Source organism: Haloplanus sp. HW8-1, assembly GCF_023703795.1.
GTDB lineage: Archaea > Halobacteriota > Halobacteria > Halobacteriales > Haloferacaceae > Haloplanus > Haloplanus pelagicus.
In genome coordinates this window covers 2,147,187-2,167,556 of record NZ_CP098518.1, presented here as the reverse complement: position 1 = coordinate 2,167,556, position 20,370 = coordinate 2,147,187, and the positions used below count along the sequence as shown (strand labels likewise).

Annotated in this window: 16 protein-coding genes, 2 tRNA genes and 1 pseudogene; 11 read left to right on the top strand and 8 right to left on the bottom strand. The window is 59.5% G+C overall.

Translation table 11 applies throughout. The annotated features are described in order from the left end of the window. Positions 1 to 385: 385 nt before the first annotated feature. A pseudogene (locus NBT82_RS20435) lies at positions 386 to 829 on the bottom strand (DUF7845 domain-containing protein); the annotation flags it as partial. A gap of 333 nt (positions 830 to 1,162) precedes the next feature. Between NBT82_RS20435 and NBT82_RS11540 the strand changes: the two are divergent. Beyond that, positions 1,163 to 2,182 carry a tyrosine-type recombinase/integrase gene (locus NBT82_RS11540; RefSeq protein WP_251328266.1) on the top strand — a complete coding sequence of 340 codons (1,020 nt, stop codon included), beginning with the start codon at positions 1,163 to 1,165 and terminating at the stop codon, positions 2,180 to 2,182. 594 nt (positions 2,183 to 2,776) lie between these two features. On the opposite strand, the gene NBT82_RS11535 is transcribed toward NBT82_RS11540, so the two are convergent. Then, a tRNA-Ile gene (locus NBT82_RS11535) sits at positions 2,777 to 2,850 on the bottom strand. Between the two features lie 56 nt (positions 2,851 to 2,906). Then, positions 2,907 to 3,410, bottom strand: coding sequence for an FxsA family protein (locus NBT82_RS11530; protein WP_251328265.1), 504 nt, complete (start codon positions 3,408 to 3,410; stop codon positions 2,907 to 2,909). A 120-nt stretch (positions 3,411 to 3,530) separates the two neighbouring features. Here NBT82_RS11530 and NBT82_RS11525 point away from each other — a divergent pair, with 120 nt between their 5' ends. Together NBT82_RS11525 and NBT82_RS11520 are read left to right on the top strand one after the other, a co-directional pair. Then, complete coding sequence (locus NBT82_RS11525) at positions 3,531 to 5,126, top strand: DUF255 domain-containing protein (RefSeq protein WP_251328264.1); 1,596 nt, start codon at positions 3,531 to 3,533, stop codon at positions 5,124 to 5,126. 41 nt (positions 5,127 to 5,167) lie between these two features. After that, the gene (locus NBT82_RS11520; protein WP_251328263.1) at positions 5,168 to 5,974 is read left to right on the top strand and encodes a TrmB family transcriptional regulator; all 807 of its coding nucleotides are present in this window, start codon (positions 5,168 to 5,170) and stop codon (positions 5,972 to 5,974) included. Between the two features lie 4 nt (positions 5,975 to 5,978). Here NBT82_RS11520 and mptA read toward each other — a convergent pair whose 3' ends face one another. After that, positions 5,979 to 6,911 carry a GTP cyclohydrolase MptA gene (gene mptA / locus NBT82_RS11515; protein WP_251328262.1) on the bottom strand — a complete coding sequence of 311 codons (933 nt, stop codon included), beginning with the start codon at positions 6,909 to 6,911 and terminating at the stop codon, positions 5,979 to 5,981. A gap of 238 nt (positions 6,912 to 7,149) precedes the next feature. Then, positions 7,150 to 7,224 (bottom strand) — tRNA-Met (locus NBT82_RS11510). A gap of 174 nt (positions 7,225 to 7,398) precedes the next feature. On the opposite strand from NBT82_RS11510, the gene NBT82_RS11505 reads away from it, so the two are divergent. Then, positions 7,399 to 7,578, top strand: a complete 180-nt coding sequence (locus NBT82_RS11505; RefSeq protein WP_251328261.1) for a DUF7836 family putative zinc-binding protein — start codon at positions 7,399 to 7,401, stop codon at positions 7,576 to 7,578. Here the strand turns inward: NBT82_RS11505 and NBT82_RS11500 are convergent, their stop codons facing one another. Next, on the bottom strand, positions 7,579 to 7,986 hold the full coding sequence (locus NBT82_RS11500; RefSeq protein ID WP_251328260.1) for a translation initiation factor IF-2 subunit beta: 408 nt from the start codon (positions 7,984 to 7,986) through the stop codon (positions 7,579 to 7,581). A 132-nt stretch (positions 7,987 to 8,118) separates the two neighbouring features. Between NBT82_RS11500 and NBT82_RS11495 the strand changes: the two genes are divergently transcribed. Then, the gene (locus tag NBT82_RS11495) at positions 8,119 to 8,352 is read left to right on the top strand and encodes a UPF0058 family protein (protein WP_251328259.1); all 234 of its coding nucleotides are present in this window, start codon (positions 8,119 to 8,121) and stop codon (positions 8,350 to 8,352) included. Positions 8,353 to 8,412: 60 nt separating this feature from the next. Here NBT82_RS11495 and NBT82_RS11490 read toward each other — a convergent pair whose 3' ends face one another. Continuing rightward, positions 8,413 to 8,901, bottom strand: a complete 489-nt coding sequence (locus NBT82_RS11490; protein WP_251328258.1) for a DUF555 domain-containing protein — start codon at positions 8,899 to 8,901, stop codon at positions 8,413 to 8,415. Between the two features lie 58 nt (positions 8,902 to 8,959). Beyond that, positions 8,960 to 9,598, bottom strand: a complete 639-nt coding sequence (locus NBT82_RS11485) for an IS6 family transposase (protein WP_251328257.1) — start codon at positions 9,596 to 9,598, stop codon at positions 8,960 to 8,962. Between the two features lie 240 nt (positions 9,599 to 9,838). Here NBT82_RS11485 and NBT82_RS11480 point away from each other — a divergent pair, with 240 nt between their 5' ends. The 6 genes from NBT82_RS11480 (at position 9,839) to NBT82_RS11455 (ending at position 20,358) form a co-directional block, all read left to right on the top strand. After that, a complete protein-coding gene (locus NBT82_RS11480; protein ID WP_251328256.1) occupies positions 9,839 to 10,855 on the top strand; it encodes a PAS domain-containing protein in 1,017 nt (338 codons plus the stop codon). Continuing rightward, positions 10,782 to 13,775 carry a PAS domain S-box protein gene (locus NBT82_RS11475; RefSeq protein ID WP_251328255.1) on the top strand — a complete coding sequence of 998 codons (2,994 nt, stop codon included), beginning with the start codon at positions 10,782 to 10,784 and terminating at the stop codon, positions 13,773 to 13,775. Before NBT82_RS11480 ends, NBT82_RS11475 begins: the two co-directional genes overlap by 74 nt. A gap of 171 nt (positions 13,776 to 13,946) precedes the next feature. After that, positions 13,947 to 16,181, top strand: coding sequence for a HAMP domain-containing methyl-accepting chemotaxis protein (locus NBT82_RS11470; protein ID WP_251328254.1), 2,235 nt, complete (start codon positions 13,947 to 13,949; stop codon positions 16,179 to 16,181). 121 nt (positions 16,182 to 16,302) lie between these two features. Continuing rightward, on the top strand, positions 16,303 to 16,626 hold the full coding sequence (locus NBT82_RS11465; protein WP_251328253.1) for a chemotaxis protein CheW: 324 nt from the start codon (positions 16,303 to 16,305) through the stop codon (positions 16,624 to 16,626). 156 nt (positions 16,627 to 16,782) lie between these two features. Next, a complete protein-coding gene (locus NBT82_RS11460) occupies positions 16,783 to 18,060 on the top strand; it encodes a PAS domain S-box protein (RefSeq protein ID WP_251328252.1) in 1,278 nt (425 codons plus the stop codon). Then, entirely contained in the window at positions 18,061 to 20,358 is a 2,298-nt protein-coding gene (locus NBT82_RS11455; protein ID WP_251328251.1) for a PAS domain S-box protein, read from the top strand. Positions 20,359 to 20,370 lie beyond the last annotated feature (12 nt).

Below are 20,370 nucleotides of genomic sequence, written 5' to 3'. Positions count from 1 at the left end.
CTCGCAGAGCGTGACCGATCTACCCAATCGCTATCGGAGCCATCCTGACCGATACAGAGGATGCGTTTCATCCACTGCTGGAGCGCGCTGTCTGCGGCCTGTCGCGTCTCCAAGTTCACGAGCTTGCACGCACGGTCCGCCGCCGACCGCAGGTGGTCGTCCGTCCGCTCGACGATGCCGACGATCTCCTGGCGGAGTTTCTCGCTGGCGAGGTCCACGTTCCCGTCGTCGTTTCGAGCGAGGGCATCCAGCTGTCGAAGCGCGCGGTAGATCGTACTCGCCGACGTTTCTGTGTTCTCCGCCAACTCCGTGTAGTGTTGACCGCCGTCAGTCGCCAGTGACTCCACGACCTCCGATGCGGACCCGGACAACTCCCGTAGCGTCGTCACCAGTAGCGCGTCTTGCCGCGCCTCGATCTCCGGTGTCGGGTCCTCGAACCGGGCAACTTCCTGGTCGGACTCGACGGGCGTGAAGTGATCGTCCTCGACGTAGGTCGTCGGGTCCGGGAGGCCGGCACGTTCGACCACGCGAGGAGGTTCACCAGCGTCTCTTCTATCTCTCGTCGAGCGTCCCCGAGATCGTTCCACGGAATCGCTTTCCCGTGGAACTTCTTCCTGACCAAGACGCCGACCTTCGGATTGTAGAGCGAATCGTCTCCGTTCTCCTCCGACCGAACGTACTTCGGGTGGTAGTATTTCAGTAGCTTCCCGTACTGGTGGGTCGGGACGAGTTTCCCCGCGTCGGTTGGACTCAACTGCAGGCGGTGCATCTTCCCGACCACGTCCTCGTTGTCCCAGTGATAGGCACCCTGCGTCCCCTCCTGTGTGGCGAGGAGTTCCCGAGACGAGGCCCGGAGCGTTCGCTACGGGGTTCGATAGAGCGCCAAAACACCCCGCGAAGAGGGAAGTGTCTCCGAGGTGTGTTGAAACCGAAATTAGGTGGCTGGGGAGTTGAGGCCCCAGTTTTTCCCGGGTAGCTCCCGGTTAATTTTGGATGGGCCAACGCGGATTTGAACGCGCGGACCTAAGAGTTTCCGAGGTGCCCTAACGGGCGCTATGGCTCTCTGAGTATATCCGCTCGAACGCTCGCGTCGGGAGAATATGCCCCGCGTGCGAGCGCCCCGTGACTTGCGCCCCCTTCGCTACTTCGCATCCATCCAATCATGAACGATGACCTCGAACCTATCGAGCCAGCCGAAGCGAAGGAACTGTACCTCGAACAGCGGAAGCGGGAAGTCTCCGAGTCAACCATTCAAGCGCATCACTACAGGTTGAAACACTTCGTCGAATGGTGCGAGAAGGTCGCGGAGATCGACAACTTGAATGACCTGACCGGGCGCGACCTCCAGCGATTCAAGATGTGGCGGCGAGACGACGGCGACCTCAACAACGTCACGATGGTCACGCAACTGTCCACACTTCGTGTGTTCATCAAGTGGTGTGAGGATATTGACGCCGTTGCCTCCGGAACACACGACAAGATCCTGATGCCCTCGTTATCAAAGAACGAGGACCGGCGCACGGCATACCTCGATAAGGCCGCCGCGACGAAACTCATCGAGTACCTTCGCCAGTTCGAATTTTCGACGCGAACGCACGCTCTCGTCGAGTTGTTGTGGCACACGGGGATGCGGATCGGAGCGGCCCACAGCCTCGACGTGGACGATTACGATAGCGACGAACAGCGCATCGAGGTTCGACACCGCCCCGACACGGAAACGAGACTCAAAAACAAGAACGAGGGAGAGCGGTACGTTTCCCTGACCGCCGAGGTGTGTGACGCGCTGGATGCGTACCTCAGGTACAACCGCGAGAAGGCCGTGGACGACCACGGACGCAAGCCCCTCTTCTCCAGTAGGTACGGACGGGCGGCGAAGTCATCACTCCGAGACAGCATCTACCGGGCCACTCGTCCGTGCGAGTACACCGGGAAGTGCCCGCACGACCGCGAGATTGACTCCTGCGAGGCGATGGAGAAGAACAAGGCCAGTCGGTGTCCGTCGAGCGTCAGTCCCCACGCGATCCGCCGAGGCTCGATCACACAGCATCTCTCCAAGGATGTCCCCGAGAAGGTCGTCAGCGACCGAATGAACGTCAGTCTCGACGTGCTTGAGAAACATTACGACCGGCGTGGCGAACGCGAGAAGGCGGAACAACGAAGGGAGTACTTGGATTCGATTTAATGCATGTTCTACTCAAAATACACCAGATTCACCCATGAAAATTCACCGAAAGGTTCAATAAATATAATATAATAATAATATCGTGAGGCGGTCGGGGTTGACGGGCACTAAAAGTGGGTAACATCCACGGTGCGACATGCCATCCGCGACAGGAACACGAACCCGTCCACGAAAGCTTCGTTACCGCCTCATCGCGGTCAGGGACGTAATCGGAATTTTGGCACCGTTAGCGCTACCCATTCTTAATTAAGGTTCACCGCATTTATATATTGTGATAATAAACGACGTGCCTGTAGTAGATTTCATTAATTAAATTTTTTAGCACTTGATATTTTATTCAAGAACCTTCCGAAAACGCACTCGCGAAAGCTATAGTATTCCGTATAGGATGTGACAGACGATTTTAAATTCGTGTTCAGAGTAGACTGAATCTAACTAATCGACAATGCATAGATGTAGGACGACCGCGCGAGTGAGTCCGCTCAACCAACGCTCACTCTGCCATAGCTATCCCGAACTTGAGCGGTGTAATTTGTCTACGACGAGGGTTTAAGACGATCTATTGTATTAGCAACGTTTCGTGGAAAATGGGTGTGGGCCAACGCGGATTTGAACCGCGGACCTCCCGGTTATCAGCCGAGCGCTCAACCTGACTGAGCTATTGGCCCAGGTGAGCGCATCAGTTGCTTGCGCGGTCGGTCGGTTAAGCGTTTCCGTTCGCGTTCTACTCGTCGTCGACACGATAGGAACCGCTGTCGACGTCGTAGACGTCGTCGTTCCGGAAGTCGTCGGCGGACGGGTCCTCGTTCGGGAAGCCACCGGTGTACACCCCACCGGTGACGAAGCCGCCGCTCTTCCGCTCCAGATACGGGCCAACGACCGTCCGCTCGAGGAGGGCTCGAATCGGCGCGCGCGTCAGCGGCACGCCGAGCAGGAAGCCGATGGCGTCGGTGACGAGTCCGGGGGTGAGCAGGAAGGCGCCCGCGGCGATCAGCAGGCCGCCGTCCATGAGTTCCTTGGTCGGTACGTCACCGGTCGCCAGTTTCTCCTGAAGGCGACGGACTGTGTGACGGCCCTCGGCCCGTACCAGCAACATTCCGACGATGCCGGTGAGGACGACCAGCGCGACGGTCGCCGGTGCACCGACGGCGTCGGCGACGACGACGAGCAACAGAGCGTCGGTGAGGGGGATGAGCAACAGGAGGACGAACACCCAGCGCAGGCGCATAATCGTCATTACCGCGTGCCTACGCATAGCCCTTTTGACGTCGCTGCGGTCGACCGGGGGATGGCGCCACTCCCGGAGACATGACGAAGCCCTTAGGCCCGCCCACGACGGAGTGTCGGTATGACCGACGGGACGCGGGTCGAGTGGCGAGCGTGGGGCGAGAAGGCCTTCGAGGAGGCCCACCGGACCGGCGCGCCCGTGTTGCTCGCGCTGACGGCGACGTGGTGTGGGGAGTGTCACGAGATGGACGCCCGGACGTACGGCGACCCACGCATCGCCGCCAACCTGAACGACGGGTTCGTCCCCGTCCGGGTCGACGTGGATCGACACCCGCGGGTCCGCGAACGTTACAACGTCGGCGGCTTCCCGTCGACAGTGTTCTGTACGCCGAACGGTGAGCGCATCGCGAGCGCCGGGTTTCTCGGTCCGGATGGGATGCGAGAGGTGCTCGACAGCGTGCGGGAGCGCTGGGACGCGAGCGGCGCCGAGGCCGGTCGGATCCCACGCTCCTTGGCGGACGACCGGCCACCGCGGGGCTCCGTGACCGATCGGATCGAGGAACACCTCGCCGGGCAGATCGACGGCAGCTTCGACGCCGAGTTCGGGGGATGGGGCGACGCCCCGAAGTTCCCGCTGCCGCGGACGGTCGAGTTCGCGCTCAAGCGGGATCGGGCGAAAGCCAGACAGACCCTGGACGCCATCACCCGTGGCCTCTTCGACGAGGACGCGGGCGGGTTTTTTCGGTACGCCCGGACCCGCGACTGGAGCGACCCCGATCGCGCGAAACTTCTCGCGGACAACGCCGCGCTGGTCCGTGCGTTCGCCCACGCCTACTGTTACACCGGCGAGGACGCGTACCGGCGGCCCGCGGCCCGCACCGTCGAGTATCTGATCGACGCGCTGTGGAACGGCTCGGCGTTCGGCGGGAGCCAGGGGCCGGCAAACGCCGAGGACGACACCGGTCCACGGACGGATCTGACTGCCTTCGCCGACTCGAACGCCCTCGCGGTCGATGCCCTGCTCGCCCTCTCGGGGTACACCGACGCCGACCGTCCCCACGAGTACGCCAGCCGGACGCTTTCGACGATCCGGACGGATCTCGTCGACGATGGAACGGTCAGCCACTGGGCCGACGAGGAGGCGCCGGAACTCGTCCTCGCGGACCAGGCGTGGACTGTCGCCGCGGGCGTCCGGGCGATGCAGGTGCTCGGCGACGAGGACGCCCTCTCGATGGCCCGCCGGGTCGCCGACCGGACGATCGAGGCGCTGTTCGATGACGGCGTGTTCCGCGACGGACCGGCCGAGGGGCCGGGACTGCTCGACCGGTCGTTCCACCCGCTCGACGGTAACGTCGAGATGGCTGACGCGTTGCTCGACCTCGCGGCACTGACCGGGGAGGAGCGGTATCACGAAGTGGCCCACGACGCCGTCGCCGCCTTCGCGGGCGCCTGGGATCGTCTGGGCGTCCAGGTCGCCGGCTACGGCGCCGTCGCCGCCCGCCTCCGGCGCGACCCGCTGGTGATCGACGTGGCGACCGATCCGGGGAGCGACCTCCACCGGGCCGCCCTGCGCGTCGCCGACCACGAGAAGGTCGTCCGACCGGGCGCGTCCGCTCCGAGCGCCGGGACGGCGCGCGTAATCGTCGGTGACCGTTCGGAAGCCGTCGAGACGCCGGCGGCACTCGCCGAGGCCGTCGCGACCCTCGCCAGCGAATAAACTACCGCTTCGTTTTTGTTTCCCGGCCAACACGGGGATGTATGGCGGAACTTCGAGATCTCGGCATGTCTGAGTACGAGTCACGATCCTATCGCGAACTGCTCGATCAGGGGCCGACAACGGCTAAAGAGTTGTCGTCGGTCAGTGACGTGCCGATGGGCCGAATCTACGACGTACTGAACGATCTGGAGGGGAGCGGACTCGTCAGGAGTCAGACGGCCAGTCGGCCCAAAAGGTACGTCGCCGTGGAGCCCGACACCGCGCTGGATCGACTCGTCGACGCGCGAAAGCGAGAACTCGAACAGCAGGCCGAGCGGTACGAGGCGGTCGCGGCCGACCTGATCGGCGACCTCGACGCGGTCGACACCCCCGAAGAACAGTTCTGGACGGCGGCGGTCGGGCCGGAGGAGACGGTCGAACTGTTCCTCGAACGCGTCTCGGCGGCCGACGAACGCATCTACTACGTCGCCGACCTCCCCCCCGTACAGATCGACATCGGAGAGGTCGGCCAGCGTGTCCTGGAGACCTTCGAGGCGGCGCTCGACCGCGGCGTGTCGATACAAGCGATTATCGATCCGGGCCTGGTCGAGACGATCCCCGACGAACTCAACGAGCAGTTTTCGGCCCGCCTCCGCGGCCACGAGAACTACCGGATCCGCACGTCGACGGCGATCGACGGCACGTTCACGCTGATCGACAGCGAGGAGGTGTGTATCGAGGTGCCGAACCCGCTCGATTCGACCGAGACCTTCGCCATGATCGACTTCAAGGATGCCGACTTCGCGGACGACGTCCGTACCGTCTTCGAGAACCAGTGGAACGACTCCACCCCGCTCGACGTTCGATAGCCGTTCAGGACGCGTCGCCCACTTCCTCGCGGAGCGCCTCCAGCGTGAGTTCACGCTCCGCGTGAGCGTTGTGCTGGTGGATCGACTCGTCGTTCGACTGCTTCATGTGGATCACCGTTTCGTCGGAGAGGTGTCCGAACTCCTCGACGACGGATTCGGCGAGCGACCGCACGCAGTCCTCGACGAATTTGGCGTTCGCGTGGGCGTGGTATGTCATGTGGTCTTCGTCCGGGCGCTTCGCGAGGTTGTAGATGCGCGCGCTCATCGCGTCGCGAGCCACGTCGATCACGTCCCGCAGGTCCACGTCCGGCGAGCCGTCGCTCGTGATCGTGAGCGTCGCGTGGCCACGCTGTGAGTGACCGGGCTGGGGTACCTGATCGAGGAACGCCTCGATCTTCCCGTCGTCGACGCCGAGATCGGTCAACGTATCGTGTGCGCGCGACTCGGACATCCCCTGTGAGCAGGGACAGACCGTCATCCCGGTGACGCGGGCGCCGATTTCCTCACGTGTTCCCTCGTCGGTGGCGACCGCACCGGCGATGATGGTCGCCGTGTTCTGCGTATCGAGCTCCGAGGCGGGCGTTCGCTCGCGGGTGACGTAGTCCGCCTCCATCCGGACCTCGGCGGTCGAGGTGTACTCGTGCTTCTCGAGGAGTCGCTCGGCGACGTCGCCACACACCTCCTCGACGCGGTAGGACGGTTCCGCGACGGCCGCCTCCAGTGTCTCGTCGATCACCTGCATGTTCCGGCTCATGTCGATCCCCTTGCGGCCGCTCGGCAAGTCGACGAACACTTCGAACTCCGCCATCAGAACGATCGGGCGCTTGCCGTTCCGGTCGAGTTTGACGAGTTTCTCGACTCCGGTGACGCCGACCTGACTGAGCCCGACGGTCACGTCGGGCTGGCTTGCCTGCACGTCAGGCAACTGGTGACTCATCGACTATCGGCAGGGACGCGCGGCGATTATGGCTTTCGGTCCCACAGGGCGGGGTCGCCGAACGTGGGACAACTCCGGAGAAAGGTGCCGAGAAACCCACGTCGGGGAGACGGGGAACGACGGTTCGTTCGACCGATCTCGGCTCCGATTCGTCCCGACGGCCGCCGAAAGATAGTGGGAGATAGATTTGAACCACGGTCGTTTCACTCACTGTTCAAATCTACGAGGCGTTCGAAAATAGCGGGAGATAGATTTGAACTACCGATCTCCGGGTTATGAGCCCGGCGGAATCTCCTGGCTATCCCATCCCGCTACTGTACGCTACCGGCGAGGCGGCGTTAAGGGTTTTGAAATCGTGACGGAGCCGACCGGAACGGTTCCGGCGGGCCACGGTGTCGTACGGCGGCCGTCGTGGGGGTCCGGAGGTGTATCGGCGCCCGGTCGCAGCCCCGAACGTTTAATGAGACTCCGTGACACAGAAGAGGGTATGGCCGAAGCGTTCGTGAGACTGTTGTGTCCCGAGTGCGGCAAGGACTGGGAAGCCGGACCGACCGATCTACCCGGTCACCGAAATAATTTCAGCTGTCCGACGTGTCATGCGACCCGCCGCCTCGCGGAGTTCATGCGAACCGAACGCGACCTCGAACTCGTCAAGCAGTTCGACTGATCACAGCTCCGAAACGGAGGAAAGCGCGCCACAGGCGTCACATTTCAGGACCGTCGCGCCGCGCTCCTCGACCAGTCGAGTGTCGGGCGATCCACACTCCGAGCACGTCACGAAGGTTTCGACGTACTCGTCGAGGGCATCCGCCACGCGTGACTGCTTGAAATCGCCGGTGAAGCGCGCACGTCCCCGATCGTCGATACTGGCGCTCGTCCCGAGTTCCGACTGGAAGAACTTGAGGAGATGGTCCCGCTCCCGATTCAGACGGTCGTGTGTCTCCTCGAAGTTCTCGTAGCTGGTGACGTTGCCCTCCGTTCGAACCTCGGGGTCCGGGACCTGAAACCGGCCGACAGCGTCGCTTATCTCCGGCGTCTCCGTTAGCGCCCGGTCGAGACTGTCTTCGTAATCCATACCCCAACCTGACAACCGTGACGACTAAAACGTTTCAGAACGCCCCGGCAACGGACCCCGACGCTTGCCGAGACGCATGTTAACTCCACTCAGGATAATAATATAACCTTCCACTCGCTATGGGACGTTGTTATGAAAAAGCAGGAGCTCATTCACCTGCACGGCCTTCTGGCCGAGGTAGAGAAACAGTGTGCGGCGTGGCATGACGACGAAATCGACCTGACGGCATACGAGGAGATGGGGGTACGACCCACATCCATCCACAAGTCCAAGACCGATCACAAGGCGGCTGTTTTCAAGTTGGCGAAGGGAATCACTTCCTCCCTGGACACGTCCGAGGAGCGCGTCGCTCCTCGCGCGGACTGAACGCGAACGTACGGCGCGGTCTCCCGACACGCTTCGATCGACCAGCGGTGGCGCCGGCGATCACTCGTCGACCAGTTCCTCGAACTCGGGGATGAGTTCGTCGTCCTCGTCCGTCGCATCGTCCTCGTCCGTCGCATCGTCCTCGTCCGTCGCATCGTCCTCGTCCGTCGCATCGTCCTCGTCCGTCTCGTCGTCCTCGTCCGTCTCGTCGTCCGACTCGATCCGCTCGACCGATAGTATCGTGAGCGGGACGTTCTCCAGTCGCTGACCGATCTCCTTGCGCGCGATCCGGGAGGCGTGTTCCTCCTGTTCCACGTTGAACACCGTCATTTCGAGTTCAAGGGCGACGAGTGCCTCGTCGGCCGCGATGAAGGCCGGCTGGAGCTCCTCCCCCGACGGGGAGGTCCGCGATCCCATCTCGATCTCCACGTAGTTGAGGTCGGGATTCAGCATCTCACCGGTCTTGGCGATGGCGATCCGAATCGCCTCGTCCGGGGTCTCTACGTCGTACACCGGGACCGCTGCCTCGACGACGACTCGACAGTCCATACCACACAAGAATTGTACGTCCACCGTCATGAACCTTCGCCCGCGTCACGCGGTCGCGTTAACTTTGGCATCGATTCCACCAGACGGCGAGGGCTTGGAGCCACGATTCTGCTGTCGTCGGCTCCACGTGACTGAACGTATTTGAAAACGAAGAGGTTCGTCTTTTTACTTCTCTAAATATACGTTCGACGGCATTCCGATTGCCATGGAGTTCGTATCTGCAATCGAGGCCGTGTCGATTGAGGGCAGTTTTGAGCCACTGAGCATCGTCGACGAGAAACACGGCGGTTTCGACATCGTGTTTCTCGCGTAACTCGCTCAGGAAGATTTCTGTAAGGCCGGTCGTATACGTGCTAAAGAGCCGAATATGAAGGAATGTGTTCGTTTCAGGATCGATGGCGGCATACAGCCAGTATTGCTGATCGTTGATTCGAATCACGGTTTCGTCGAGTGCAACGTGATTCGGGCTTGCACCGCCTTCGGGCTGTAGATCGGCCTTCTGCACCCAGTTGTGGACGGCTGTTCGAGAGCGTTCGACACCCAACCTTTCAAGAATCGAGATTGTATTCGAAAGTGATAGTCCTGCCACGTGCATCTGAATACCGAGCCGCATCGCGAACTCGGGTGTCCGCTGACGCTCCACAAAATCTAATTCGATCCAGTCGTTATCATCGCTGAGGCGGCTGATTTCGGGCATAGACACTCAGAAATCAGCACGCCTCACTCTTCATGCTAACTCGCTCTTCGGTAGTACAGCGGAACTGGCTCTTCGGAATGGGGTGATGAATCGCTTCCCCCCACGAATTCCGGCGTCTCAGCCCGTCACACACGCCTAATTGTGGCTTGTTAACAGAGTATTCCGCCAGTCTACTCAAGAGCGTACGTAGTTCTTCAAGGATATTTCTGTCTACAACATAAAGAACGCCCCATAGTTACTATGAAGTCGCGCTCGCAACCTCCTTCGCCCGCCTCGGATGTCAGCGACAGGTTCCTCGAGATCGCCGATGTGATGATGATAGCGATTGACGCCACTGGGGAAGTGACGTACACAAACGCCAAAGCCCGTGATATTCTCGGCTACGAACCGGGCACCCTCGTCGGGGCAGACTGGTTCGACACGTGCATTCCGGACCGGATACAGGAGGAGGTTCGTGGAGTGTTTGACCGGTTGATGACCGGTGAGATAGAGGCCGACGAACGCCACGAGAACGCGGTCGTGACAGCGGACGGTCAAGAGCGCATCACCGAATGGCACAACACAGTCCTCCGTGACGACGAGGGCAGTATCACTGGGACCCTCAGTTCGGGGCAAGAGGTGACCGACCGCAAGGAACGCGAAGCGAAACTCGAACGTCAGCAACTGTATCTCGAAAGCGTCTCAGATCTCATCACCGTCGTCGAGTTGGATGGAACCATCAGGTATGATAGTCCTGGAATCAGCGAGATACTCGGGTATGAACCTGGCGAGCGAGTCGGTGAACCGGCGTTCACACACATTCATCCCGAGGACAGAGAGCGGGTCAAAGAGCGGTTCCAAGAACGTGTGGCGGAGGAAGGTTCCCAGCGTCCGATAGAATATCGCGCCCGGACGACAGATGGTGAGTGGATCTGGGTCGAGAGCCGTGCTCGCGTTCTCACGGATGATCCGCTGTTTGAGGGGATCGTTATCACCACTCGGGACGTCACCGAGCGCAAACACGCCGACCAAGCGGTACAGGAGCGTGAGGAACGGCTCAATGCGTTGGTGGAGGCCACCACAGAGGGTGTCTATCGAATAAGTCCTGATTGGTCTGAAATAGACCAACTTGCCGGGGAGGGGTTTGTCGCGGACGATACCCCCAACACGTGGCAAGACTACATTCCGAGAGACGAGAGAGCGCGTGGGGGAGGCAATCGACGAAGCGATCGAGACACAGAGCCCGTTCGAGATGGAACACCGTGTCAAGCGCGCTGATGGAGCCACCGGGTGGGCGCATTCGGGGGCAGTCCCAATCCTGGAGGATGGCGAAATTGTCGAATGGTTTGGCACGTCTACGGACATCACCGAGCGCAAGGAACGTGAGGCGGAACTCGAACGCCACGAACTGTATCTCGAAAGCGTCTCTGACCTAACTATCGTCGTCGACGAGGACGGGGTCATCAAATACGAGAGTCCGGGTGTGACCGGAATGCTCGGATACGAGGCCAACGAGCGAGTCGGTGAGTCGGCGTTCGACTACGTTCACCCCGAGGACCGCGACCGGATCAAAGAGCGCCTCCGGAAGTACACCACTGGGGAGAGTGTCTCGGAAAAGATGGAATTTCGTGTCCGAAGGAAAGACGGGACGTGGCTTTGGGTCGAGAGTCGAGCTAGGAACCTTCTCGATTCTCAGAAAGTCAGCGGCATTATCGTAACGTTACGTGACATCACCGAGCGCAAGCAGCAGGAACGCAAACGGAAACAGGTAATCGACCGGATTACTGACGGGATCATCGAGGTGGACGCCGACTGGCGGTTCTCGTTCATCAGCGATCAGGGCGCAGAACTGTTGAACACACCCGAGGTGGAACTCCTCGACCGGACCATCTGGGACGTGTTCGACGACGCACGTGGAACGACATTCGAGGAGCGGTACCGGGAGGTGATGGACACACGCGAGCCGACCTCGTTCGTGGCGTATTACTCGGGTCTCGACAGTTGGTTCGATATTCAGGCATCCCCCAACGACGACGGTGGGATTGCCGTCTACTTCAGGGATGTCACCGAGCGGAAAGAGCGAGAGCAGGCACGACAGCGGGCCGAGAAACAGTACCAGACGCTACTGGAGACAGCACCGGACCCCATCGTCGCTGCGGACGCGGAAACAGGCGAGATAATCGAAGTAAACGAGGCCGCCGAAAGTCTATTTGCGTATCCAGAAAGCGAACTCATCGGTCGGCCAGGCTCCATTCTGTATCCGACTGAGTCCAAAACGGCGTACGAATCGTTCTTTACAGACGCAATAGACGACGGAGGGACCTGGCGGCGCTTGTCCGATGGATCTCAAATTCACGTCGTTACCGGGGAGGGAACTCAAATCCCAGTTGAAGTCAGCGTACGGACGGTCAAACTGGGCGAGAGGGACGTTACCTTCGGCATTATCCGTAATATCAGCGACCAACTCAAACACGAACGCCGTTTGCGGTCACTCAACGAGGCAACGCGAGAGTTGCTCGGCGCCAAAACTGCACGGGACGTGGAACAGACGGTGGTCAAGACCTTGGGCGAGATCCTCAACGTCGCGACCGTCGCCTTCTATCATTTCGATGAGGTAGACTGGGAACTCCAGCCAGTGATCACTACTGACGGGAACCAACCTGAGGAGCCACCCCAAGAGTTTCCCGTTCTGGAACCGGGAGTTGGCGTCGAATGGCATGCACTTTCCACCGGCGAGACCACGCTCGTCGATGACTTCTGGACACGTGAGACGGAGTACGAATTCGAGCGGACGGTCCGAAGCGAACTGGTCATTCCAGTCGCTGACCGAGGTGTTCTCGTGGCTGGTGATACCCAACCCGCGGAGTTCACCGACCAGACAGTCAGTCTCGTGGAGACGCTGGGAGCCACAGCCGAGGCGGCACTCAGCCGTGTCGAGCATGAACAGCAACTCCAGGACCAGCGCCGTGAACTCCAGCAAGTCGAGTCGATAAACGAACAGATACGGGACATCAGTCACGCAATCGTGCAGTCCGAAACGCGGGCGGAACTCGAACAGATGGTCTGTGAGTGCCTCGTCGAGTCCGAACTTGTGGACTTTGCCTGGATCGGTCGCGTCGACCTCGGAGAAAAGCAGTTGTCTCCCCAGGCACGCGCCGGTAACGCGGAGGGGTATCTCGACAGTATCCCTCTCGGATTAGATGCGGGAGGCAAGTCCGAACCGTCCGTGCAGGCTGCACGCTCCCGAGATGTGAGTGGCAGTGCGAACATCGCGACGGATATCCACCGCGACAACTGGCGGAGTGTGGCCCTCGAGCGTGGATTCCAGTCCGTACTGAGTATTCCACTCGTCTATGAAGAGACACTCTACGGTGTCCTCAGCGTATACGCACGTACGCAATCGGGCTTTCCAGCTGCGATGCGTTCCGTCCTGGAAGACCTGGGCGACTTATTTGCCCGCTCGATTGTTGCGATGGAGCATAAAGAGGCACTGCACACAGATCAGACGATGGAACTCGACTTCGAGATTCAGGACCGGACCTGTCTGTTCTGCCGGCTCACCGCCGGAACCAATCTCGGCCTCGAACTCGATGGATTCGTTCCACAGTCCGACCAGTCCACGCTCGTCTTCGCCAAAGTCACTGATGGAACGCCAGCTCAAGTACTGAAGGAGGCCGAACAACTGGACGGGGTCGAGAAGAACCGTCTGATAGAGAGAGAGACGGACACGTTCGTTCAGATGTACTTCACGGGACCGTTTCTTGGCTCCGAGTTGTCCGACCGAGGACTGATTCTGCGACGACTCTCGGCTGACAAGACTGGCGGTCGGCTGACAGTGGAAGTTCCGCGGGCGAGTGATGCTCGGCAAGCAGTCGACCTGGTGATGTCCCAATTCGAGGACGCACAACTGCTCGCCAAGCGGGAGTCGAGTACCTCCTCCGATTCGAGTGCCGCTATGCATGGTAGCATACTCGAAACTCTCACCACCCGCCAGCGCGAGGTCATCGAAACAGCCTATCGGTGTGGGTACTTCGACTCGCCCCGGGATGCGAGTGGCAAAGACATCGCGGAGATGTTCGGGTTCTCGAACCCAACCTTCCACGAGCACGTCCGGGAAGCGGAACGGAAACTGTTCGACACTCTGTTGAAGGGCGACGGGAATTTGGTGGCCGCAACCGAATCCGCCGACTCCGACTGAGAAGGGCGACCTAATATATTAGCACTGCTGTCCGGACACGACCTGACTTCTTAGCCCACAGTCTCGTAATCAAATAGTCCTGCCCACCCACTGTGCAACTCAGTAACACGCGGCCCAAGGCGCGAACAAGTACTCCGAACACCTGCGTGTCCCCAGGCAGGAGTGTAAAAAATGATTGACAAGATAAAAATCGACAGTCTGGACCTGCGACCGAAACTGCTCATCGCCTTCATGATCGTGGCACTGCTTGTCGGAGTAACAGGGTTAGTGGGCTACACGTCGATTACCGATGTCAACACTCAGGCCGACAAGATCGGAGACGATGGAGAACTGATGGATGCGACGGCGGAATTGCGTGTTGCCGCTGAAGAGCAAGCATTAGCTGTACAGCTGGCGAAAATCGGTGAAGAGAACGCCCAGCAGCGATTTGACGAGGCTTCGGAAACCTTCGATCAACAGGAACAGCGGGTAGAAGAGAGAGATCTGACCCAAGAGCAACAACAGCAACTTGAAACTATCAAATCACAGGATGAAGAGTATGTGCAACTCGCCAGCGAGTATTTCGAGGCCAGGGAAGCGGGCGATGAGAACCTCGCAGAACAGAAAGCCGCCGAGATGGAGGGAGTGCGCACTGAGCTAATTGAAACGACGGAAGCCCTCGGCGCCTCAGCAGAGGAGACCAAGGCCCAGCAGGACGCCCAGGCCGACAGCGTCACACAAACCGCTCGCATGACCATCCTCGCACTTACCGTGGGAGCGTTCATCGTTGCAATCGCAATTGGACTGTTCGTGGCGCGACGGATTACGACGCCAATCAACCAGCTCTCGGAGGCGGCCGTTGCCGCCAGTGAGGGCGATCTCGACACTGATCTCGACGATCACGTCGAAAGCGACGAAATCGGACGCATGGTCGAGGCGTTCAACGAGATGCAGACGAACCTGCGCAACGTCTTCGCCGAACTCGACGCCGTCGGCCAGGACCTCGATACCGGGAATCCCCAGCGGGATGTCGAGACCGACTATCTTGGGAGCTACGGAGATATCATGCAAAGCATCGACTCGGGAACGACACAGCTCACCGAGAGTTTCGACGAGATACAGCGTGTCAGCGACAATCTCCAGCAGGGCCAGGTCGAACAGCAGATCGATACGGACCAGCCCGGCCAGTACGGCGACGTACTGGATAGTCTCGACGCGGGATCGCGGCAACTCTCGGACGGGTTCGAGCAGATTGCCATCGCGAGCGAGGGTCTGCAAACGGGCGAACTGGACCGTCAGTTCGAAACCGACTATCCCGGCGATTATGGCGACGTACTGACGACGCTCGAAGACGGAATCGAACAACTGAGCGACAGCGTCAGCCGTGTCCAGGCAATCGCCAACGAGGTATCGACATCGAGCGAGGAGGCCGCCAGCGGTGCCGAAGAAATCGAGCAGGCCGGGTCTGAGGTTGCCGAGTCCGTTGAGGAGATTTCACACGGTGCCGACACACAGAGCGAGAACCTCCAGGAAGTCGCCAACGAGATGAACGACATGTCGGCCACAGTCGAAGAAATCGCCTCTTCGGCAGAGGAGGTCGCCGCAACCGCCTCGACAGCCGTCGAGCGGAGTGAAACCGGCCTGGAGTACGCCGCTGACGCGACCGAGGAAATCGAAGCCATCGAAACACAGGCAGACCAGGCCGCCACCCAGGTGAAGACTCTCGACGAAAAGATGGAAGAAATCGGCGAGATTGTCGAGATGATCACTGGGATAGCAGAGCAGACGAATATGCTCGCATTGAATGCCTCTATCGAGGCAGCCCGTGCTGGCGAGGCTGGCGAAGGCTTCGCAGTGGTTGCCGACGAAATCAAGGGGCTCGCTCAGGAGGTCGCCGACGCGACGACCGATATCGAACAGCGCATCACAGCCATTCAATCGACGACGGGCGAGACAGTCGACAGGATGGAGCAGATGAGTGGCCGTGTCGAGCGGGGGTCAGAAACCATCGAAGACGCAATCGAAATGTTCGACGAGATCGCGGGGGCTGTCCAACAGGCCGAGTCGGGCATTACAGAGATCAGTGACGCCACCGACGATCAGGCAGCCTCCTCGGAAGAGGTCGTTTCGATGGTGGACGAAGTGTCGAGTGTGAGTCAGCAGACCGCGGCCGAGGCAAGCAGCGTCTCAGCAGCGACTGAAGAGCAGTCCGCCTCGCTGTCTGAAACCGCAGAGACCATCCAGCACCTCTCCACGCTCGCCGACGACCTGCACGCACAGGTCGCGGATTTCGAGGTTCAGAACGTGGCGCAGAATCCGGCGGGGGCCACGGGCTCGGGTGACACTCGCTCATCAGCTGTAGCCGACGGTGGCGTCGGGTCCGGTAGGTCGTCCGAGACCAGACAGTCAGGGAGTGAGACCCGATGATTGGGACTGTCCACTCGGGGCCCACACCCACGTCGAGGGACGTCATCACGTGGTCACCCACGCGCTGGCCGAGCCAGCCGGGTGTGTCGTCACTGCCGCCGGATGGGAGGGTGAGTGCCTGATGGCGACCACAGCGGACACCGGGACGCAGGTGCTGACGTTTCGGTTAGGTGAGAAAACCTGCTGTGTTGACATCACGTACGTGGCCGAGATCGTCAGAGCCGGCGAGTTGACGACCACACCGAGCGATGCTGCCCACGTCGCAGGGATGATGGATCTCCGGGGGCAGACGACGACCATCGTCGATCTCTCCGCACTCCTCGACAGATCGAACGCGGTAAGTGCCGATGGAGGTCGGTCGAACGGTCGCATCGTCGTCCTCGATTCGGACACCGTCGGCACGGAGGGGCAACCGGCTGGCTCGTCTCGGATGTCCACGAAGTGACCGAGGTGACTGAGGAGACCTTGGACACCGACAGTGTCGGTGACACTGACCTCCTGCGCGGACTCATCACAGACGACGATGGGTTCACGCTCTGGCTCAACCCACTGGAGTTCACCGCCTGAGATGGACCGATAACCTGCGGTGAGAAGAGAGATAATGTCACGCAAACAAACTCACACCAATGGACGGTCGAAGAACGGGAGTCGCCCCGAGCAGATCCAGGTACTTCACGTCGAGGACGACCCTGGCTTCGCTGACCTGGCTGTGACGTGTCTCGAAAGGGAGACAGACCGGATCAGCGTCGAGAAAGCGCCCAGCGCAGCGAAGGGAAGTGAGCGTCTCGGCGACGATATTGACTGTATCGTCAGCGATTATAACATGCCTGGCATGGATGGGATCGAATTTCTCACAGCTGTCCGTGAGTCCTATCCGGACCTCCCGTTTATTCTCTTTACCGGCAGAGGGTCCGAAGAAGTCGCCAGCGACGCTATTTCGGCCGGTGTGACCGACTATCTCCAGAAGGAGTCCGGCACCGACCAGTTCACTGTCCTCGCCAACCGGATTATAAATAGCGTCGAAAAAGAACGTGTCCATGACAAACTCACCCAACAGACCGAGGAACTCGATACTGTCCTCTCACACAGTCCGCTCATCTCCTTTGCATTCGATGCAGACGGCGTGTTCACGCTGTCCCGGGGCAAGGCTCTGAGTACACTGGGGTTTCTGCCCGGCGAACTGGTTGGCGAGTCTGTCTTCGACGTATTTGCTGACAATCCCGATATTATCGCTGCAGCCGAGAGTGCCCTCAAGGGGGCACAGACGACGGCAACACACGAAATCGCTGATGCTGTCTACCAGACGACGTACAATCCCGTGTTCGACGAGGATGGGGGCGTCGGTACTGTCACCGGTGTGGCAATTGATATAACTGAACGCCACGAACGCGAACGTGAGCTTCGCCAGTTCAAGCAAGCAATCGAGGCCACATCGCATTCGGTGTATATTACTGACGCTGACGGGACCATCGAATACGTCAATCCGGCCTTCGAAACAACCACCGGATACACTGCCGAAGAAGCGATTGGTCGGACACCGCAAATCCTCAAATCCGGCGAACACGACGAGGAATTCTACGAGGAACTGTGGGAGACGATCCTCGCCGGAGACACGTGGGAGGGTGAATTAGTCAATGCGACGAAAGGCGGCGACCGGTATGTTATCAATCAAACGATTACACCGGTAACTGACGAGACGGGAGAAATAACTGACTTTGTTGCTGTCAATAGAGACATTACCGAACGAGTCGAAGGCAGAGGGGAACGCGACAGTCTCCGAGAAGCGGGTCGAACAGCTCAATCGCAATCTGATTTGTTTGACAGTATAGAGCGACCAGCCGAGAGTCAAAGACACACACATCAGAGAGGTGAGCACTGAATGGCGGAGACGACAGTCCCACCGACAGAAACCAGACAGCAACTACACTCCATCGTGCGAAAGGAGGTTCCGTTCGATAAAAAAGCCCGTGAAGTCCTGGAAGTCGGGGTGGAGTATCTCGATCTGGATTATGGATATCTCACTCGGATCGACAGCGAAATTGAAGACTGGGAGGTAGTCATCACGACCGATACTGAGCAGTTTCCTGCCGGACTACGATGTTCGCTTGAAGATACGTACTGTCGTGAGACTATCACGACAGAGACTCACTACGCACTCCACGATGCGTCCGCCCAGGGGTGGACCGACGACCCGGCACTCCAGACCCGCAACCACGACACCTACCTCGGGATTCCACTCATCGTCAACGCGACCCTCTACGGGACGGTCTGTTTCGTCGCTGACGACCCCCGCTCTGAGCCGTTCAGCGATATCGAGACGCTGTTTGCCGAGCACCTCACACGGTTGCTCGAACGCGAACGCGAACGCGAGCATGTCAAGGCCGAACTCACGAGTCAATCCAATCTCGCTGCCGTTCTCAACCGAGTGCTTCGACACAACCTCCGGAACGACATCAGCGTCGTTCGAGGAAACATACGACAGCTAACCGAGCAACTGCCGGATCAAGCCGTTATCGAAACCACTTTCGAATATATCGATTCCCTCATCGATCTGAGCGAGAAAGCCCGTGAACTGGAACAGATCGTCACGTCTGACACCAAATGCCAGCCCACCGCGGTTGGCACGCTCGTTGAGGATGTCGTCGAGACGGTCGCACAAGAACAGCCGCAGGCGTCACTTTCCGTCGAATACGACAAAGACATCAGTGTAGCCCTGCTGCCGAGCTTCGAGCGGGCCATCAGAGAACTACTCGAAAACGCCACCGAGCACAGCGATGAAACCCCGACTGTCTCGGTGACCATCGACACCGTGCCGAATGCTATCGAGATTCGGATCGCCGACGACGGACCCGGACTCCCCGATATGGAAGCTGGGGTACTGACTACTGGAGAAGAAACGCCGCTCTCCCATGGAAGCGGATTGGGGCTGTGGCTGGTCCACTGGATCGTGACGGGCCACGATGGGACTATCGATACGACAGTCACGGAAGACGGGACGACCATCACGCTTTCGGTCCCACGAATCCCCAACCTTAGTCCGAAACAACAGCTCCCTGATGCCACACGGGGACGTGACCGGTTTCAGGCGGCCTTCGAAGAAGCAAACGACGCGATACTCATTCTCAATGACGACGCCAAAATCTTGAACGGCAATAGGGCGGCAGAGACGCTTTTTGAGCTGGATTGGGAGGAGTTGGTCGGTCGGTCATTCACCGAGTTAGTTCCTGATGCGTTCGATTTCGACGCCGAAATGGGTGATTTCCCGGGCACTGGAGCCACCCACGGCAACATCACCGTCGTTGATGCTGATGGAGTGGAACACACCGTCGAATACTCGGGGAAGGCCAATATTGTCCCTGGCGAGCATCTCGTCGTCGGTCGGGATATCACCGAACGCAAGGAACGCGAACGTCGCTACAACGCAATCTTCAATCAGACATATCAGTTTATCGGATTGTTAGATCCTGACGGGACCGTTCTTGAGGCTAACGAGACAGCTCTCAACTTCGGAGGTCTTGACCGGGAGGACGTTATCGGCAAGCCGTTTTGGGAGGCGGATTGGTGGCAGATCGACGACGCTACTCAACAAGAGTTACAGGATGCGGTCAATCGTGCCGCAACGGGCGAGTTCGTCCGGTATGAGGTCGAAGTGCAAGGTGATGAGGGCGCGGTCATTATCGATTTTTCGATTCGACCAATTACCGATGACGAAGACAACGTTACGCTATTGATTCCAGAGGGGCGCGACATCACCGAACGCAAAGAGCGCGACCGGGAGTTGGCGGCACAAAAAGAGCGGTATGAAACGTTGCTTGCGGCGGCTCCGGATCCGGTGTTCGTTGCGGAAGCCGAGACGGGAGAAATCGTCGAGCTAAACGACGCTGCCGAAACGCTACTCGGGGAACCGCGCGATCAGATCATTGGCCGCCACCAGAGTTCACTCCATCCAACCGAGGACGCCGAACTGTACCGCAAAGGGTTCAAGCGGGCTAAAGGCGAACGAACGACAATCCAAACGCTACCGGATGGCTCGCAGCCGAAACTGGTGATCGCCGACGGTGAAACCATTCCTATCGAAATCGCTGTCGATACGGTATCGCTTCCCGATGGGCCTGTCGTCTACGGCATCTTCCGGAATCTCTCTGAACGGAACAAGCGTGAGAAAACATCCGCATAAATCACCAGTACC

Bases quoted from the DNA above. Each gene is read 5' to 3' on its own strand.
- NBT82_RS11540 (WP_251328266.1), top strand. From the start codon at position 1,163: ATGAACGATGACCTCGAACCTATCGAGCCAGCCGAAGCGAAGGAACTG.
- NBT82_RS11530 (WP_251328265.1), bottom strand. From the start codon at position 3,410: ATGCGCCTGCGCTGGGTGTTCGTCCTCCTGTTGCTCATCCCCCTCACC.
- NBT82_RS11525 (WP_251328264.1), top strand. From the start codon at position 3,531: ATGACCGACGGGACGCGGGTCGAGTGGCGAGCGTGGGGCGAGAAGGCC.
- NBT82_RS11520 (WP_251328263.1), top strand. From the start codon at position 5,168: ATGGCGGAACTTCGAGATCTCGGCATGTCTGAGTACGAGTCACGATCC.
- mptA (WP_251328262.1), bottom strand. From the start codon at position 6,911: ATGAGTCACCAGTTGCCTGACGTGCAGGCAAGCCAGCCCGACGTGACC.
- NBT82_RS11505 (WP_251328261.1), top strand. From the start codon at position 7,399: ATGGCCGAAGCGTTCGTGAGACTGTTGTGTCCCGAGTGCGGCAAGGAC.
- NBT82_RS11500 (WP_251328260.1), bottom strand. From the start codon at position 7,986: ATGGATTACGAAGACAGTCTCGACCGGGCGCTAACGGAGACGCCGGAG.
- NBT82_RS11495 (WP_251328259.1), top strand. From the start codon at position 8,119: ATGAAAAAGCAGGAGCTCATTCACCTGCACGGCCTTCTGGCCGAGGTA.
- NBT82_RS11490 (WP_251328258.1), bottom strand. From the start codon at position 8,901: ATGGACTGTCGAGTCGTCGTCGAGGCAGCGGTCCCGGTGTACGACGTA.
- NBT82_RS11485 (WP_251328257.1), bottom strand. From the start codon at position 9,598: ATGCCCGAAATCAGCCGCCTCAGCGATGATAACGACTGGATCGAATTA.
- NBT82_RS11480 (WP_251328256.1), top strand. From the start codon at position 9,839: ATGAAGTCGCGCTCGCAACCTCCTTCGCCCGCCTCGGATGTCAGCGAC.
- NBT82_RS11470 (WP_251328254.1), top strand. From the start codon at position 13,947: ATGATTGACAAGATAAAAATCGACAGTCTGGACCTGCGACCGAAACTG.
- NBT82_RS11465 (WP_251328253.1), top strand. From the start codon at position 16,303: ATGGCGACCACAGCGGACACCGGGACGCAGGTGCTGACGTTTCGGTTA.
- NBT82_RS11460 (WP_251328252.1), top strand. From the start codon at position 16,783: ATGTCACGCAAACAAACTCACACCAATGGACGGTCGAAGAACGGGAGT.
- NBT82_RS11455 (WP_251328251.1), top strand. From the start codon at position 18,061: ATGGCGGAGACGACAGTCCCACCGACAGAAACCAGACAGCAACTACAC.